The organism is Ralstonia sp. NFACC01 (assembly GCF_900115545.1).
Lineage (GTDB): Bacteria > Pseudomonadota > Gammaproteobacteria > Burkholderiales > Burkholderiaceae > Ralstonia > Ralstonia mojiangensis.
Map to the genome: position 1 here is coordinate 139,684 of NZ_FOWV01000003.1, position 16,760 is coordinate 156,443.

The window sequence follows — 16,760 nt, forward strand, 5'->3', positions numbered from 1 at the left end:
TTAGCGCGCTTGCTTAGAGTTTTTCAGTCTCGCCGCTCTTCGGTTGCCAGCGCATCAGGCGTTTTTCCATCAAGCCGACGAGCCAGTCGAGCACCAGCGCAAAGACCGTCAGCACGACGATGCCCGCAAACACGGTGTTGATGTCGAACGTGCCCTCTGCCTGGAGGATCAGGTAACCGACACCGCGCGCCGAGCCGAGATACTCACCCACCACCGCCCCGACGAAGGCCAGACCGACCGACGTATGCAGCGATGAGAACACCCAGCTCGTCGCGCTCGGCAGGTAGACAAAGCGCAGCAGTTGCCGCTGCGATGCGCCCAGCATGCGCGCATTGGCCAGCACAACCGGGCTCACTTCCTTCACACCTTGGTAGACGTTGAAGAAAACGATGAAGAACACCAGCGTCACCGCCAGCGCGACCTTCGACCAGATACCCAGTCCGAACCACACGCCGAAGATCGGCGCCAGGATCACCCGCGGCATCGAGTTGGCCGCCTTGATGTACGGATCAAGCACCGCCGAAGCCGCCGAGCTCAGCGCCAGCCACAGGCCTGCGCCTAGGCCGGTGGCCGTGCCGATGGCAAATGCCAGCACCGTCTCGGCCAATGTCACGCCAAGGTGCTGATAAATATCGCCTTCGGTAACGAACCACGCCCAGACGCGCTGGGCAACAATGAGCGGTTCTCCGAAGAAGAACGCAACTTCCTGCGAGCGCGTGGCGAAGTGCCATATGCCCAACGTGAGGACCAGCAGACCAAGCTGCCAAGTGCGCAGCGCGAATGGAGAAAGCGGACGGTTAGCCATGGATGCAATCGATCAGATTCAGGTCAAGCCACGCGGCGGTGCTGCGCATAGCCCTTGAGAACTTCCTCGCGCAGCACATCCCAGATGCGCGAATGCAGGTCGACAAAGCCGGCCTGATCACGAATCTCGGCCACATCGCGCGGGCGCGGCAGGTCGATGGTGAATTCGCCGATCGGGTGCGTGCCAGGGCCGGCAGCCAGGACGACCACGCGGTCGCTCATGGCAATCGCTTCGTCCAGATCGTGCGTGATGAACAGCACCGCCTTTCGTTTAGCAGCCCAGAGATCGAGCACCTCGTTTTCCATCAACTGGCGCGTCTGAATGTCGAGCGCCGAGAACGGCTCGTCCATGAGGATGATGTCAGGGTCGAGCACCAGTGTTTGCGCCAAGCTCACGCGCTTGCGCATGCCGCCGGAAAGCTGATGCGGATAGCGGTCTTCAAACCCAGCCAAACCCACGCGCGCGAGCCACGACATGGCAAGGTCACGCGCTTCCTTGTCGGGCATGCCCCTAAACTGCAGCCCGGCCATCACGTTGTCGAGCGCGCTGCGCCATGGCATCAACGCCTCTGCCTGGAACATGTAGCCGGCGCGACGGTTGATGCCGAGCAGCGGCTCGCCAAAGACCCGCACCTGTCCGGAAGACGGCTGCAGCAGGCCCGCAGCCAGATTCAGCAACGTAGATTTGCCGCAGCCAGTCGGGCCCACCACGGAGACGAACTCGCCGGCCTGCACCTCCAGCGAGGTGTTTTGCACAGCGGTGTAACGCTGGCCCGGCGTGTCGGGTGAGATGAACGTACAGGTGATCTGATCGAACGAAAGCGCGGGATGGGACATGGTCTGCGGTCCAAAAGCAATGCGCCCGGGTGAAACCGGGCGCGTTGCTGAAAGCCTGTCGAAATTACTTGTACTTGGCGTTGGCCTTCTGCACGAAGGTATTGGTGAAGGTCTGGTCGAGCTTGATCTGCTTGCCCTTCACTTCCGCATCAAACTCCGACAGCGTGCGCAGTGCCGTGGCGGGGCCGTCGGCGGGCATCGTGCCGTCTGGCGAGATGGCTTCGCGCACCTTGTCCCACGCCGCCAGATACAGCGCGCGGTCGCCCAGCAGATAGGCCTCCGGCACCGTCTTGACGATGTCCGACGGGCCCGCCTTCTGCAGCCACTTGAGCGCGCGCACCATGGCATTGGTCATCGCCTGCGTCGTGTTCGGATTCTTCTGAATGAACGCGGTGGATGCATACAGGCAGCCGGCCGGCATGTTGCCGCCGAAGACTGCCTTGGTATCGGCGAGCGTGCGGGTATCCGAGACCACGCGCACTTCATTCTTCTGCGTGAGCATCGACATCACCGGATCCAGGTTGGCCAGGGCGTCGATCTGGCCGGCACGCACGGCGGCAATCGCCCCGCTGCTCGGGCCCACGCCGATGATCGACACTTCGTTCGGCTTGATGCCGGCGCGCGCCAGCACGTAGTTGACCATGATGTTGGTCGACGAACCCGGAGCCGTCACGCCGATCTTCTTGCCTTTCAAATCGGCAATCGACTTGTAGTTGGGCATCGTCTTGTTGTTGACCGCCAGCACGATCTGCGGCGCACGCCCTTGCAGCACGAACTCCTGGTACATCTGGCCCTTGGCCTGCAGCACCAGTGTGTGCTCATACGCGCCGCTCACCACGTCGGCGCTGCCGCCAACCACCGCCTGCAGAGCTTTCGCACCGCCGGCAAAGTCGACGATCTCAACGTCCAGGCCTTCGTCCTTGAAGTAGCCCAGGCGCTCGGCAATCGTGAGCGGCAGGTAGTAGAACAACGCCTTGCCGCCCACCGCGATGGTGACCTTGCTCTTTTCAGGTTTGCCCTGTGCCAGAACGGCGGGGCTGGAAGCCAGCAGGCTCGTCGCGCACAGTGCTGCGCTCATCCATTTTGCCCAGCGCCCCATGACTCGTGTCCCCATGCCTGTCTCCTGTTGTGTGGCGTTCACTGCCTTGGCGGCGATATTACCGCAACGATTTGCAACACAACATGCGGGATCGTCCTAGCTGTTTAGCTTTTGGCTTCGGCAATGATGCCTTGCGACACCAGCCCGTCGATCTGCGCGTCGGTCAGCCCGTGGCCGCGCAGTACGTCGCGCGTATGCTGGCCCAGGCGCGGCGCGCTGGCCTGCACGGCGCCCGGCGTGACGGAAAGCTTGGGCACCACCCCCGGCATATCCACATCGATGCCCGACTGCGCGCGCACCGTTTCGATCACGCCGCGCGCGCGGTAGTGAGGGTCTGCGGCAATGTCGGCAACGGTGTAGATCGGGCCGCTGGGCACCTCGGCAGCATGCAGCGCGGCCAGCACATCGGCGATGGGCAGCGTGCCCGTCCAGGCGTTGATGGCGGCATCGATTTCGTCCGCCCGGGCGGCGCGGCCGTCGTTGCGGGCCAAATCAGGATCGTCGGCCAGATCTTGCCGGCCCATGTGTTGCATCAGGCGGCGGAAGATGTTGTCACCATTGGCGGCAATCAACACGTATTCGCCACCGGCACAGCGGTACGCGTTCGACGGGGCGATGCCCGGCAGCGCCCCGCCCGCGGGCTGGCGAATTGCGCCGAACACGGAGTACTCGGGCAGCAGGCTCTCCGTCAGGTTGAACACGGACTCATACAGCGCCACGTCGATCACCTGCCCCTTGCCGCCACGCGCATCCCGTTCGTACAAGGCCAGCAGCACGCCTAGCGCGCCGTGCAAGCCGGCGATCGTATCGCCAAGTGACAGCCCGGCGCGGGCAGGCGGCCGCCCCGGCTCGCCGGTCAAATAGCGCAGGCCCGCCATGGCTTCAGCAATGGCGGCAAAGCCAGGTTCATCCCGTTTGGGGCCCGTCTGGCCGTAGCCGGACACACGCAGCATGATGAGCTTCGGGTTGACGGCGGAAAGCACCTCGTACGACAGCCCCCACTTTTCCATCGTGCCGGGTCGGAAGTTCTCGATGAGCACGTCGGCTTCGGCGGCCAGCTTGCGTACGACTTCCTGCCCTGCCGGCACACGCAGGTCGACACAGACCGACTGCTTGTTGCGCGACTGCGCCTCCCACCAGACCGACGTGCCCTCATGCAGCATCCGCCATTTGCGCAGCGGATCGCCCTGGCCCGGCGGCTCGATCTTGATGACCTGCGCGCCAAAGTCGGCGAGCGTCTTGGCGGCAAACGGCCCGGCAATCAATTGCCCGAGTTCGAGCACGCGGATGTCCTGCAAAACCTGTGTCGGCATGGTCGTATAGAGAGCGTTGAATTCACAGTGCGGCGGGGTTGCCGAGCAGATGCGTCATCAACAGGCGCGCGGAGCTGGTCAGCGCATCGGGGTCGCGCACGCCCACCAGCAAGCGGCGATGAGCCCATTCGTCTTGGAGCGCCACGAGCGCCAGACCCGCGCCCGGCAGGCTCGATACATGCCCTTGTGCGGCGATGCGCGGCAACACACCCACGCCCAGGCCGGAGGCCACCATCCGGCAGACGGCTTCGAAGCTGCGCACCTGGATGCGCAGGCGCAGCGGCTTGCCCAGGCGAAGACTTTCGTCGACCAGTTGCGCGGCCAGCGACGTGCCCGGCGGCAGGCTGACGAAATCGAAATCCACGGCGTCGGCGAAGTGGATCTGCTTGCGCCCGGCCAATGGATGCCCGCGCGGCGTGACCAAGGCGAGATCGTCCTCGCGGTAGTCGAACGACTGCAGGCCGTCGCACGGCGTACCGGCCGCGAAGATGCCGAGATCCGCCCGGTTCTCGCGCAGCGCGGCGACGATATCGCCGCTGTCCTGCTCCTCCAGCGCGATGCGGATGGCCGGATTGGCCAGCATGAACGCGGCCAGGTCATCGGCCAGGAATTGCGTAATCGACGAGGTGTTGGCCCACACGCGCACCAGCCCCCGCGTGCCGGCGGCAAAGTCCGACAGCGCACCCGCCATGCGCTCGACGTCCTGCAGGATGCCCACAGCATGGCGGAAGCACGCCTGACCGGCCTCAGTCAGCTCCACGCCCGCGGCATGGCGATACAGCAAGGGTGCGCCCACGGCGGCTTCCAGATCGGAAATCCGCTTGCTTGCCGCGGCCACTGCCAAGTGCGATTGGCGCGCCCCGGCCGAAATGCTGCCCAGCCGGGCCACCGCCACAAACAGGCCAAGGGTGACGAGATCGAAGCGGGCGAGATTCATCGTGCAGAGCTGAAGGTGGGAAATACACAACATCGGAGGTGACATCGGGGCACGTTCCGTGCGTGTTTCATCTGACCGTCACCCGCCCACGTTTAACATGGCGGACTTTTGGCCGTTCCCGGATCCGAAAAGGGATTCTAACGGCGTTCTCCCTGCTTGCTGCCATGTTGCTTCCGTTCCGTCTTGCCCGCCTGACCGCCTTGTGTGTCCTTTCCCTGAGCGCCGGCCATGCCTTGGCAGCCGAAAGCGGCACAGGCGACACCACCCACTGGGCGATCAACGATCCCGATCGTTTTGCCGTGCACGGCCAAGCGACCTACGTGTGGCAGCACGACCTGTCGTTCCACTCGCCATACAGCGGTCCGAACAGCCTGTCGGGTAAATCCACCACCAGCTATTCGGTCACGACCACGCTCGATCTGGGTATGCGCTTGTGGCAAGGCGCTGAAGTGCACATCAATCCGGAAATGGCGCTCGGTCAGCCCTTCTCAGGTCTGCATGGCCTGGGCGGATTCACCAATGGCGAGCTGGCCAAGACCGCTGGTGCAAACCCGACGCTCTACCGCGCACGCGCCTTCTTCCGCCAGACGGTCGGACTCGGCGGCGGCACCGAAGACCAGGAAGCCGCGATGAACCAGTTTGCCGGCCCGGTCGACAAGCGTCGCCTGGTCTTCACGGCCGGCAATTTTTCGGTGCTGGACGTGTTCGACGGCGTGACCTACGCGCACGACCCCCGCACGCAATTCCTGAACTGGTCGTTCCTCGCGCATGGCGCATTCGACTACGCCGCCGATGCGCGTGGCTACACATGGGGCGCGGCGCTGGAGTACTACGACGGCGACTGGGCCTACCGCATTGGCCGCTTCATCCAACCCGAAGAGTCCAACGGCCTACCGCTGGACACGCGAATCGGCCGTCACTACGGCGACGTATTTGAGGTGGAGCGCAGCCACACGCTTGCCGGCCAGCCCGGCAAGCTGCGCGTCATGCTGTTCCGCAACAGGACCAACATGGCGCGCTACGACGATGCCCTTGCCCTTGGCCAGTCGACGGGCAGCGCGCCCGACATCAGCCTCGCGCGACGCGACAACACCAAGGTGGGGATCGGTATTGGCGGCGAACAGCAGATCAACGATGACGTTGGCGTCTTCGCACGCGCATCGTGGGCAGATGGCAAGACGGAAACCTACGCCTTTACGGAAATCGACCGTTCGGTGTCGTTCGGCACGCTCGTCAAGGGCAGCAAATGGGGACGTTCGGAAGACACGGTGGGCCTGGCGGCAGCCATCAACATGCTATCGCCGGATCACCGCCGCTACCTGCAGCAAGGCGGCGTGGGCGTATTTCTGGGAGACGGCAAGCTCAACTATGCGCCCGAGCAGATCGTCGAGGCCTTCTATAGCTTCCAGGCGGCCAAGCACCTGTGGATCAGCGCCGACGCGCAATGGATTCGCAATCCCGGCTACAACGCGGACCGCGGTCCTGCGGTGTTCTTCGGTACGCGCCTGCATACCGAATTCTGAGGTTCGTGTGTGCCAGCTCAGAGCTGGCGCCGATCCAGCACCGCGCGGGCAATGGTGCCCGCGTCCACGTATTCCAGCTCACCGCCCACCGGCACACCGCGCGCCAGACGCGTCGCCTTGATTCCGCGCGCCTTCAACATCTCGCCGATGTAGTGGGCTGTCGCCTCGCCTTCGCTGGTGAAATTGGTGGCGAGGATGACCTCGGCGCACGGCCCGCCCAGCGCAGGATCGGTCGCGCGGGCTAGCAACCGTTCGAGGTGAATCTCTTTCGGGCCGATGTTGTCCAGCGGCGAGAGCCGCCCCATCAGCACGAAGTATTGGCCGCGATAGGTCAGCGTTTGCTCGATCATCATCTGATCGGCGGGCGTTTCCACCACGCACAGGACCGACGCATCGCGACGCGTATCCAGGCAGGTTTCGCAGATTTCCTGCTCAGTGAAGGTATTGCAACGGCTGCAATGCTGGATCGATTCGGTCGCATCCGACAGCGCCTGCGCCAACCGTGCAGCGCCTTCGCGGTCGTGCTGCATCAAGTGGTACGCCATCCGCTGGGCAGACTTGGGGCCAACGCCCGGCAGCACGCGCAGGGCCTCAACCAACATCTGCAGCGCCGACGGCGTGCCTGGAGCGTTACGCATCACGCGTGCTCCAGAACGGTCGTGTGGTGCAGCACCTCCGGCATCGGATCATAGAAGTGATGCAGCAGCGCACGCCAGCGCTGGTACTCGGGCGATTGCCGGAAGCCGATGGTGTGATCTTCCAGCGTCTGCCACTGCACCAGCAGCAGATAATCGCTCATCTTCTCCATGCAGCGCGACAGCGACAGCGAAACGAAGCCCCGCATCGCGCCGATGATGTGGCGAGCCTCACCGAAGGCCGCCTCAAAGGCAGCTTCCTGGCCGGGCCTGACGTGCAGCAGCGCAGATTCCAGCACCATGGCGCGATCCCGATGAGCGTCGCTTAGAACGGCAGCTTGAAGCCGGGCGGCAGCATGCTCGCCATGCCGCCCAGGCCGGAAGTGAGCGAGCCCATCTTCTCTTGCGCGGTTGCCTCGGCCTTGCGCACGGCGTCATTGAACGCGGCGGCGATCAGGTCTTCCAGCAGATCCTTGTCTTCGCCTTCGGCCAGCAGGCTGGGGTCGATCGACACACGCTTCACGTCGTTCTTGCAGGTCATCACCACCTTCACGAGGCCCGCGCCGGACACGCCTTCCACCTCGATCAGAGCGAGTTGCTCCTGCGCTTTCTTCATGTTTTCCTGCATCTGCTGGGCCTGCTTCATCAGCCCGGCGATCTGGCCTTTCATCATGGTCGTTGCTCCTTGAAATGGGTCGTGCAAGGCGCGCTGTTCAGATTGGCGCGCCGGTATTCAATGTTCAGTCTTGGAATGGGGCTCAGTGCGCGTGCGGTTGGATCGAACCGGGGACGACCTGAGCGGCAAAGTCCCGAACCAACGCCTGCACAAACGGGTTGGCGGCGATGGCGTCTTCCGCATTGCGTTGGCGTTCGGCACGCTGCTCGGCATCCAAAGCCGCCGCGGTGGCGCGTGCAGGTCCGATCTCGCACGCCACGCGAACGGGCGTACCGAAATGTTCCGTCAGTGCCGCCTCCAGGCGCTCGACGACGTTGGCATCGGTGAGTGGGGGCAGCGGCACGCGAAGGCGCATCGTGACGCCTTCCACGGCTGCCAACTCGCTCTGGTAAGCCAGCTGTTGGGCCAGACCGCGGATCGGCAGGCTCGCTGCCAGCGCCGGCCAATTGCCGTCGAATGTGGCAAGGCTGCTGGCGCTCAAGTCAGGCGGCGTAGCAGCGGCTACCGGCTCCGGGGCGACCGTCTTGACCGGCACGGGTGCGGCTGCCGGCGTCTCGATCTGTGCTGGACGGGTTGCCGCCGGTTCAGGCGCACCAGGGCGCACGCTCGAAGCGGAATCCCAACCGGCAAAGGCTGCGTCCATCTCTTCAAGCGACGGCGAAGCAAATTCGCCCGGCATTTCATCCCAGGGCGGCGGGCCATCATCGGCGGGCGTGGCAACTGCAACGGGCCGTTCACGGCGTTGCGGCGGGGAAACAGCAGCAGCCGGATTCGGACGTGGACCCGCGACGGGAGCGACGGGAGCAGCAGGACGAGCCACAGGCGCAGGCGCGGCTACCGGTGCAGCAGCAGGCGCCGAAGCACCACCACGGCCCCGGCTTGACGCCTGACGCGCAGCGGCCAACGCTTCCATTGCCGGCGAGCGACGCGCTGGGGCCGCAGCAGCCGGCGTATCTGCAACGGCCGCAGCGGGCGCCGGCGCCGGCGGAGTTGCCTGGTAAGTCGCACGCGGCGCCTCGACCACCGGCTCCGGACGCACCACCACTGGCGCAACCTCAGCAACCGGTGCCGCCACGGGCGCGGTCGCTGTGGCGGCCGGGCGCGTCGATGCGGCCGGCGTTACCGCCAGCGGCATCGCCCGTTTCCCGCCGCCACCGCCTGAAGGCGGCGGCGCGTTCCCACCCGACTGTCCGGGCTGGAACGCCAGCATGCGCAGCAGCGTCATCGTGAAGCCGGCGTATTCGTCCGGCGCAAGCGCCAGTTCGTTCCGGCCCAGGTTGGCAAACTGGTAGAACAGTTGCACCGCCTGCGCGTCGAACCGCTCCGCAAGGCGACGTACATCGTCGGCCTCGGGCCAGTCGTCCTGCACAGCGGCAGGCACGACCTGCGCCAGCGCAATCTTCTGCAGCAAGGATGCAAGATCCTGCAGCGCGCCCGAGAAGCTCAGACTGCGCCCGGCCATCTCGTCGGCGATCGCGACAAGCGCCGCGCCGTTCTCATCGGCCAGCGCATCGAGCAGACGCACAAGGTAGCTTTGATCAATCGCGCCGAGCATGCCCCGTACGGCAGCCTCGCTCACCTCGCCGGCGCTGTACGCGATGGCTTGGTCGGTAAGCGATAGCGCATCGCGCATCGAACCCTGCGCAGCGGCAGCCAACAGACGGAGCGCATTCGGCTCGTGGGCGATGCCCTCTTCGCCAAGAATGCGGTCGAGGTGAGACACGATGTGCCCCGGCGGCATCTGCTTGAGGTTGAACTGCAGGCAACGCGACAGCACCGTCACCGGAATCTTCTGCGGATCGGTGGTCGCGAGAATGAACTTGACGTGCTCGGGCGGTTCTTCCAGCGTCTTCAGCATCGCGTTGAAGGCGTGGTTGGTCAGCATGTGCACTTCGTCGATCATGTAGACCTTGAAGCGGCCGCTGGTTGGCGCGTAGACCGCGCGGTCCAGCAACTGGGCCATCTCGTCGACGCCGCGGTTGGAGGCGGCATCCATCTCGATGTAATCGACAAAGCGCCCGGCATCGATCTCGGTACAGGCGCGGCACACACCGCACGGCTGCGCGGTGATGCCGCCCTGCCCATCCGCGCCGACGCAATTGAGCGATTTAGCAAGGATGCGCGACAGCGTCGTCTTGCCGACACCGCGCGTGCCCGTGAACAGGTATGCGTGATGTAGGCGCTGCTGTTCGAGCGCATGCGTGAGCGCTTTCACCACGTGTTCCTGACCGACCAGCGTGGTGAAATCGCGAGGGCGCCACTTGCGGGCGAGCACTTGATAACTCATGCGGCGGATTGTAGCAAAGCGAGGTGGATTTCCGACGCGGTTTCGGAGGGGTCAACCGCCATGCGCGCCGAGCGAATTGCAAGGATATTCAGGTGGGGACGCGGGAGTCGGTTACAATGCCGGTCGGACGGGCCTCCTCGCATGGTGGCGCGGTCAACCTGGTCAGGTCGGGAACGAAGCAGCCACAGCCGTTTTCCGCCAGTGCCGAGGGTCAGGCTCGTCCCCCTTCTCTTTTCCCCTCTGCATCACCCCTCCCCTTTTTTGTTTTTGCCGCCCGCATCAGAACAGCGCGCCTTGGCTGTCGTCATGTGATGCCTGGACGGGCTTCGGCAACGATTCCAGATCGATCCATTCGCCCTGTGCGGTAGCCACGCCTGCGCGCACGGTGCGCCCTGGATACATCGGCGTGACGGCAGCCACGTAGCCGCGCAACTGATCTGCATAGGCGGCGCGTTCGACCGGCAGCAAGCGCAGCTTGTAGTCGACGACGAGGATGTCGTTGCCGCGTTCAATCAGGCGATCGATGCGCAACAGCGCGCCGTCAGGGCCGAAAAGTTCGATCTCGTTATGCGCGACGTCGAAGCGCACGGGGTCGAAGACATGCGCTAGCGTCTCGGCTGAAAGCATCCGGCGCACGGCATCGGCGGTGCGTGTGGCGTCGGCTTGCGTGACGCCCGTGGCGCTGAACCAGCGCGCGATCGTCTCGGCGTCAGGTGCCTGCTCGGGCAAACCTCGGCGCGTCAGGCGCTCGAGCACCGCATGCAGCAATTCGCCCTGCGCGACAGCACCTTGGTCAAAAACGATATCGGCAGCGCCCTCAGCGACAGCGCCGGCAGCGCCAACACGCACCGTCACTGTAAGCGGCGCGCGGAAATCGTGATACGAGACTGCCTCCTGCCCTGATGCACTGACAGCCGCATCGGCTGCGCCATCAACTACCGGAGCGGGTGACGCTACGCCTGCCGCGGCGAGCAGCGTGTACCAGCTCGCCGCGCCGTCCACCTCGGGCGCATCACCTTCATCGACAGATTGGGCCGCCGTGGCATCACGCTTGTTCGCCACGCCGGACACGATCAGCGCTTGCCGCGCACGCGTCATCGCTACGTAGAGCAGGTTCCAGTTCTCGCGCTCGGCAAGCTCGTTTTCTTGCTTGAAGAGAGGCTCGCGCGCGAGGCCGCGCTCGGACGTCTTGCCGAACGCGGAAAAATGCGCAGGCGCCTGCGCGCCGGGCGGCCAGTCGATCAGGATGCCGGCCGTATCGACACGCGCGTCGCTGTGGTGGCTATCGAGCAGCGCAACGAACGGCGCTTCCAGCCCCTTGGAGGCATGCACGGTCAGGATCTGTACCGCATCAAGACCTTCGCTGGCGACTTCGGCGTCGATTGCATCCGGCACCTCTGTGTCGCCCTGCATGCCTTCGTCAGGGCTTTCGTCCTCGTCACCCTGGCGGATGGCGCGCAGCTCGGCCATGAACTTAGGCAGGCTCGGATAGCGACCACCATCCAGATCGAGCGCGAGCTTCAAAAACGCGTCCAGGTTGGCGAGCACTTGGTCGCGGTTTGCGGCCGGTGCGCGCTCGGCATAGCGGCGCTTGAGTTCGCCGGTGTAGACGATATGATCGAGTAGATCGTGCACGGGCAGCGTAGGCGCCACCGCCAGCCAGCGCGAGAGCATGCGATGCGCGTAGCGCAAGGTGTCTACCGCATCAGTCTGGCCGGCCAGCGCTGTCAGGCGCTCCCACCATGTTAATGCGACCGCGCCTTCGCCAAACTGCGCCAGTGCGATAAGGTGGTCGTCCGTGGCGGCGAAGATGGGGCTACGCAGCACATGCGCGAGCGACAAATCGGCCTGCGGCGTCATCAGGAAATCGAGCAGCGCGCACAGATCAAGCGCTTCGAGCGTAGCCAGCAAACCGCCACGGCGCGGGCTCAGATACGGCACGCCGGCGTCGCGCAGCGCACGTTCGTAATCGGCGAGATAGCGTTTGCGGCGGACGAGCAATTGGAAATCGCTCCACCGCACGGGGCGCTCGACACCACCTTCGCGAATGCGCTCATTGGCGTGCAATGCGTGCAGGCAAGCGGCCACTTGGCGGCCCTCGGCATATCGCTGTGAATCGCCGGCTTCTTCGCGCGGTTCGGTGAGCGTATCCCGGGGGGCGGTTTCGTCGGCCTGCTCGGCTTCGGACACCGGCACCAGCGGCAACAGCAGCGCCTGCCCAATGGGTGCGTCCACGGCGGTACTTTGCTCGGCGTAGATGGGATAGTCGCCGCGCGCCCGCGCTTGCAAGAACACGGCGTTGACCCACTCCAGCACGGCCGGCGCGTTGCGACGCGTGCGATTGGTACGCAGCACAGTCGCGTTGAATTCCGCAACGAGCATTTCACGCGCAGCGTCGAACAGCCGTGCATCGGCGCGCCGGAAACGGTAGATCGATTGCTTAGGATCGCCCACAAGAAACACGCTCGGCTGCGTGCCAGTGCCCGCGTAGCCGGCCAGCCAACCTTGCAGGATGCGCCACTGCATGGGGTTCGTGTCTTGAAACTCGTCGAGCAGCAGATGCTTGTAGCGCGCGTCGAGCCGCACCTGCAGGTAAGCAGCTGTGTCCTCTTGCTGCATCAGGCGCGCCGCTTCCCATTCGAGATCGGCGAAATCCATCGCGCGCGCCTGGCGCTTGTACGCCTGATAGCGATCGATCAACGCGTCGCCCAACGCAAACAATGCTGCGTTGACGGCGCGCACCAGGACTTCCTGCCGGCGCGCCTGAATTGTCGTCAGCGTTTCGCAGAGCGCGGTGTGCAAGGTCACCAGCGTTTGTGCGTGCTCGTCGCCGATGGCTTTGACGAGTGCCTTGGTCGGTTTGCAGGCGCGTGCCTTGCCGGCCTGCGTGTGGAAAGCGGCGAAGAGCGCATCAAATGCTTGCGCGCGAGCGGCCTCGTCCGACACGTTCATTCCGCGCGCCGCGGTCACCGCCGATTCGATGATCACCGCGCGCTTGCCCTCGGCCGCACCGCCCCGCCCAAGCCAGCCGGACACGCGCAGCATGTCGGCCAACAACGCCGCATCCTGCAGTGCTTCGATCAGCGGATCGACTGTCGCATCGTCGCCAAGCAGTGCGTCCAACGCATCCAGCGGACGCCCGCCCGCCTGCGACTTGTACGCCCACCAGTCGCTGCGCTGGTGGAACATGGCATCGAGCAGGCGACTGGCCTGAAAATCGCCAACCAGATCGGCTAGCGCTTCGTACGCGGCGCGCAAGTCAGCGTGATCTTCGGCCAGCAAGCCGCGCCAGAAAGGCGCCCAGGCTTCACGCCTCAGCCGCCCGGCATCTTCACGCAACGACGCGCCCTGCTGCACGCCAGACGACAGCGGCGCCCCACGCAGCAGCGACCCGAACCAGCCGTGGAACGTATCAATCGCCATGCGCGATGGTGATTCCAGCACGCGCGCATACAGCCCACGGGCGGTTTCAATCAGTGCGGGCGCATCACGCTCGTCCACCGTGCGGGCGATCAGCTCGCGCACGACGCCCTCATCATCGGCGCTGGCCAGCTGCGCGAGGATGTCGAGCAGACGCTGGCGCATCTCTTCGGCGGCCTTGCGTGTAAACGTGATGGCGAGAACGTCCGACGGCGCGGAGCCTGCCAGCAGCAAACGCAACATGCGCGTGACCAGCAGCCACGTCTTGCCGCTGCCCGCGCACGCTTCCACCACAACGGAGCGCTCCGGGTCGCACGCGGCGCGCGAAAAAGCTTCAGGCGAGACGGGTGCGCCGTCGCGTTCGTAAGCGTGATCGCTCATGCCGCACCCTCCGGCTCGCGCGGTGCGCCGTCTGTCCAATACCCCTTGCGGCAGAGGCCGCGCGCCGCGCAGTAGCGGCACGCCGATTCATCGCCGAACGCAGGCAGCGGTGCACCCGCTGCAAGGGCAGTCATGTCCTTTTGCATCTGTTCGATCAGCCAGTCGACAACCTGCGTGAAGTCGGGCAATGCAACGTCGCGCTTGTCGCCGCGCGCCTCTCCGTCGAGCGAAACCCAGCCGCCCGAATCTGCACGCGCATCGAGCACGCCGTAAAACGGTAGCTGGCAATCCTCAAACGGCGTCTTGGCACGACGCACCAGCACCATTTGCGATTGTGTCTTGTAGTCGAGCACCGCCACGCCGTGTTCGTCGTGCACGTCGATGCGGTCGATGCGACCGCGCAGGCGCAGCGGGCGCTCGTCCGGCAACGTGATGGACGTATCGACATCGACCTCGCCCGCCTCAAAGCGCCAGCCGTCGGCCTCACGCGCGGCCTGCCACGCCAAGTACGACGGCATCACGCCGAGCCAGCGCCGATAGAAGCGCAACGCGTTGCCGTCCTCGGCCAACAGCGGGCCGAACTGTTCGTCGGTGATGGTCTGTAGCAGCCCCTGACGATCGGCCGGATCGTGCATTGGCGCTTCCAGCAACTGCCGGTGAAAGCGATGCAGAATCGCGTGCAAAATTTCGCCGATGTCGCGTTTCTCCAGCTCGTCGGAAACCTCTTCCAACTCGCCCAGCCGCAGCATGCGACCGACGAAAAACTGGTACGGGCAGCGGCGCAGACTGTTGTATGCAGCCGCACTCAGCGTGGACGGCACCAGCGTCGGCGCGGCGGGCGCCGGCATATCGGTTGGCTGGCTCGTCGTCTGCAAACTGGGCAACGAGACCGACGTATCGATACGCACGCCGCTCACCGCCAACCGGCGCTGCAAGCGTTCGAGCCAACCGGAAAGGCGATGCGGCTCCCCGCGTCCGCCGTGGCGTTGCCAGGTCAGCACCACCTCGGGCTGATTGAGCAGCACTTCGGCCAGGTCGCGCGCCTGCTGCGCAAAGCGCTGAGCGCGATCGGGCAAACCGAGCTCACGTCGCACGTCGTTGGAGAAGAACAGCCATTCCGGCTGCGTCGACGGCAACTGCGCATCGTCGCAACCCACCACCACGACGCCATCAAAGCGCCGCATCCGAGCACCATTCAACGGTAGGATGACAACACGTCGGTCCGCTGGCGGTGAAGGCTCGCTGAAGACGGCGGACTCAAGCAGCATCGAGAGCAACGCGCGCCACTCCGTGAGCGAGAACCGCGCACCCGCATCGGTGCTGCCATGTATGGAGATTCGCAGGCGGTCAATCCAATCCAGCAATTGGCGCCCTGCGTCGTCGTTCTGCAAACCGGTGCGCATATGCAGACGATCGAGCGTGCCTGCCAACAGCGTTATCCACGCGTCGAGCGTGGCGCTGCCGGCACGGCGCCACAGCGCCGCTTCGTCGGCCAGCACGCCCAGGCGATCGGCCAGGCGGCTGACCTTTGCTACGCCCTCGGCATCTTCGGCCGGACGACCGGCCACCAGCCGGCGCAGCCGTCCCCAGCCACCCGAAACGTTATGCCGGCGCACCCGGCGCTCCAATTCTGCAACCCATGCGGGCGTGGCGGTGCCGGCGTCGGCATCGCGCAAACAGAACGGGCTTTTGATGAGATCGAGCAGCGCCGCGGTATCGCCGTCGCCCTGCACCACGTCGACCCAGCGCATAAGCGCCGCAGCAGCGCGCGTCGTGGAGAGCTTCCAGCCAGTCTCATCGCGCACCGGCACGTTCACACGCGCCAGCAACGCGCGAACACGCCGCGCAACGATGCGATCCTGCGCCACCAACGCCAACGAGCGGCGTCCGGCGTTCAACCAATCGACCAGCGTATGCGCGGCAAAGGCGGCCTCGTCCTCAAAACGGGCAGCGCCTGCAATGCGCAGGATTGGCGCCGGAATCTGCACATCGGCAACATCTTCAGGCGCCTGGACGGGCGTGGCGCATTCGGGCCAGGCGTGCAGCAGCAGATCGCGGAAATCCGCGTGTGTGGAAGGCGCCGCAGACGCGGCGGTTTCAGGCGCGTTCCAGTCATAGCCGATGCTGAGCACCGGCACGCGTTCGGCGGCGCGCTGCAGGAAATCCAGATCGACCGCCTCGGGATCGGTCGGGCTCATCCACACGATCGGCCCGCGTAGTTCGTCCAGCAAGCGGCGCATGGCACGCAACCGCATTGGAATCGGGTCCGCCGCGCCCGAAAGCAACCGCCAGAACGTCAGCACGATGCGCGATTCGGTACCGAGAAAGCGTTCGGACAACTGTGCGTAGGTGCGCTCCAACGCCTCAGCCAGCGCCGACTCCAATTCGTCGGGGCGCCCATCTGCCCCGCTGTGTGCTGCGTCCAGCGTCAGCCAACGTTGCGACAGCTCATCCGACACCGTCACGAGTACCTGCGCCACGCCCCAAAGGGCTGCATCGTCCTGCGCGCCAAGCGCTTCACGCAGCCATGCCTGCGTCTTGAGGGCCTGCTGCACCGCGAGCAGTCGAGACAGCGGCGTGCGCGCGGCGGGCGAATCCGCTTCCGGCGGCAAATCAAGCAGCCAATGCCCCAGCGTCAGAATGCGCGGTAGCAAACGCGGCGCGCCGGCCGCTTGCGCGCTGGCATGCAGAGCACTGCGCACACCCGGAATCTGCGCGGCTGTCGGCACAACAATCGTGGCCGTGCCCGAGGATTGTGCATGCGCATCCAGAAAGCGCCATGCAGCGTCGGCGGCACGGGAAAGGAATGCTGGGCCAGGCGCGAAGGCGAGCGTCTGCATGCGAGGGA

12 protein-coding genes and 1 other RNA gene are annotated in these 16,760 nt (G+C 65.2%); 2 read left to right on the top strand and 11 right to left on the bottom strand.

All coding sequences use genetic code 11. The features are described from left to right. Positions 1-13: 13 nt before the first annotated feature. The 5 genes from BM136_RS08610 to BM136_RS08630 form a co-directional block, all read right to left on the bottom strand. Positions 14-805, bottom strand: coding sequence for an ABC transporter permease (locus tag BM136_RS08610; RefSeq protein ID WP_092971472.1), 792 nt, complete (start codon positions 803-805; stop codon positions 14-16). Positions 806-828: 23 nt separating this feature from the next. Then, positions 829-1,641 (bottom strand): ABC transporter ATP-binding protein, encoded by an 813-nt coding sequence (locus tag BM136_RS08615; RefSeq protein ID WP_092971473.1) that lies wholly within the window; start codon positions 1,639-1,641, stop codon positions 829-831. A 64-nt stretch (positions 1,642-1,705) separates the two neighbouring features. Continuing rightward, on the bottom strand, positions 1,706-2,755 hold the full coding sequence (locus tag BM136_RS08620) for an ABC transporter substrate-binding protein (protein WP_092971474.1): 1,050 nt from the start codon (positions 2,753-2,755) through the stop codon (positions 1,706-1,708). An 89-nt stretch (positions 2,756-2,844) separates the two neighbouring features. Then, positions 2,845-4,053 (bottom strand): CaiB/BaiF CoA transferase family protein, encoded by a 1,209-nt coding sequence (locus BM136_RS08625; protein WP_092971475.1) that lies wholly within the window; start codon positions 4,051-4,053, stop codon positions 2,845-2,847. 22 nt (positions 4,054-4,075) lie between these two features. Then, the gene (locus tag BM136_RS08630) at positions 4,076-4,990 is read right to left on the bottom strand and encodes a LysR substrate-binding domain-containing protein (RefSeq protein ID WP_092971476.1); all 915 of its coding nucleotides are present in this window, start codon (positions 4,988-4,990) and stop codon (positions 4,076-4,078) included. 233 nt (positions 4,991-5,223) lie between these two features. On the opposite strand from BM136_RS08630, the gene BM136_RS08635 reads away from it, so the two are divergent. Beyond that, positions 5,224-6,513 carry a carbohydrate porin gene (locus BM136_RS08635; RefSeq protein WP_368073439.1) on the top strand — a complete coding sequence of 430 codons (1,290 nt, stop codon included), beginning with the start codon at positions 5,224-5,226 and terminating at the stop codon, positions 6,511-6,513. Between the two features lie 17 nt (positions 6,514-6,530). Here BM136_RS08635 and recR read toward each other — a convergent pair whose 3' ends face one another. The 4 genes from recR to BM136_RS08655 form a co-directional block, all read right to left on the bottom strand. Next, a complete protein-coding gene (gene recR / locus BM136_RS08640; protein ID WP_092971478.1) occupies positions 6,531-7,151 on the bottom strand; it encodes a recombination mediator RecR in 621 nt (206 codons plus the stop codon). After that, a complete protein-coding gene (locus BM136_RS08645; RefSeq protein ID WP_092971479.1) occupies positions 7,151-7,450 on the bottom strand; it encodes an antibiotic biosynthesis monooxygenase family protein in 300 nt (99 codons plus the stop codon). The genes recR and BM136_RS08645 overlap by 1 nt, the downstream gene beginning before the upstream one ends. A gap of 23 nt (positions 7,451-7,473) precedes the next feature. Next, the gene (locus BM136_RS08650; RefSeq protein ID WP_024975986.1) at positions 7,474-7,821 is read right to left on the bottom strand and encodes a YbaB/EbfC family nucleoid-associated protein; all 348 of its coding nucleotides are present in this window, start codon (positions 7,819-7,821) and stop codon (positions 7,474-7,476) included. An 85-nt stretch (positions 7,822-7,906) separates the two neighbouring features. Next, complete coding sequence (locus BM136_RS08655) at positions 7,907-10,111, bottom strand: DNA polymerase III subunit gamma/tau (RefSeq protein WP_092971480.1); 2,205 nt, start codon at positions 10,109-10,111, stop codon at positions 7,907-7,909. 126 nt (positions 10,112-10,237) lie between these two features. On the opposite strand from BM136_RS08655, the gene ffs reads away from it, so the two are divergent. Further along, positions 10,238-10,336, top strand: an RNA gene (gene ffs / locus BM136_RS08660) — signal recognition particle sRNA small type. Between the two features lie 54 nt (positions 10,337-10,390). On the opposite strand, the gene BM136_RS08665 is transcribed toward ffs, so the two are convergent. Then, positions 10,391-13,912, bottom strand: coding sequence for a UvrD-helicase domain-containing protein (locus BM136_RS08665; protein WP_092971481.1), 3,522 nt, complete (start codon positions 13,910-13,912; stop codon positions 10,391-10,393). Continuing rightward, positions 13,909-16,752 (bottom strand): PD-(D/E)XK nuclease family protein, encoded by a 2,844-nt coding sequence (locus tag BM136_RS08670; RefSeq protein WP_092971482.1) that lies wholly within the window; start codon positions 16,750-16,752, stop codon positions 13,909-13,911. Before BM136_RS08670 ends, BM136_RS08665 begins: the two co-directional genes overlap by 4 nt. Between the last annotated feature and the right edge of the window lie 8 nt (positions 16,753-16,760).

Bases quoted from the DNA above. Each gene is read 5' to 3' on its own strand.
- BM136_RS08620 (WP_092971474.1), bottom strand. From the start codon at position 2,755: ATGGGGACACGAGTCATGGGGCGCTGGGCAAAATGGATGAGCGCAGCA.
- BM136_RS08625 (WP_092971475.1), bottom strand. From the start codon at position 4,053: ATGCCGACACAGGTTTTGCAGGACATCCGCGTGCTCGAACTCGGGCAA.
- recR (WP_092971478.1), bottom strand. From the start codon at position 7,151: ATGCGTAACGCTCCAGGCACGCCGTCGGCGCTGCAGATGTTGGTTGAG.
- BM136_RS08650 (WP_024975986.1), bottom strand. From the start codon at position 7,821: ATGATGAAAGGCCAGATCGCCGGGCTGATGAAGCAGGCCCAGCAGATG.
- BM136_RS08615 (WP_092971473.1), bottom strand. From the start codon at position 1,641: ATGTCCCATCCCGCGCTTTCGTTCGATCAGATCACCTGTACGTTCATC.
- BM136_RS08670 (WP_092971482.1), bottom strand. From the start codon at position 16,752: ATGCAGACGCTCGCCTTCGCGCCTGGCCCAGCATTCCTTTCCCGTGCC.
- BM136_RS08665 (WP_092971481.1), bottom strand. From the start codon at position 13,912: ATGAGCGATCACGCTTACGAACGCGACGGCGCACCCGTCTCGCCTGAA.
- BM136_RS08645 (WP_092971479.1), bottom strand. From the start codon at position 7,450: ATGGTGCTGGAATCTGCGCTGCTGCACGTCAGGCCCGGCCAGGAAGCT.
- BM136_RS08655 (WP_092971480.1), bottom strand. From the start codon at position 10,111: ATGAGTTATCAAGTGCTCGCCCGCAAGTGGCGCCCTCGCGATTTCACC.
- BM136_RS08610 (WP_092971472.1), bottom strand. From the start codon at position 805: ATGGCTAACCGTCCGCTTTCTCCATTCGCGCTGCGCACTTGGCAGCTT.
- BM136_RS08630 (WP_092971476.1), bottom strand. From the start codon at position 4,990: ATGAATCTCGCCCGCTTCGATCTCGTCACCCTTGGCCTGTTTGTGGCG.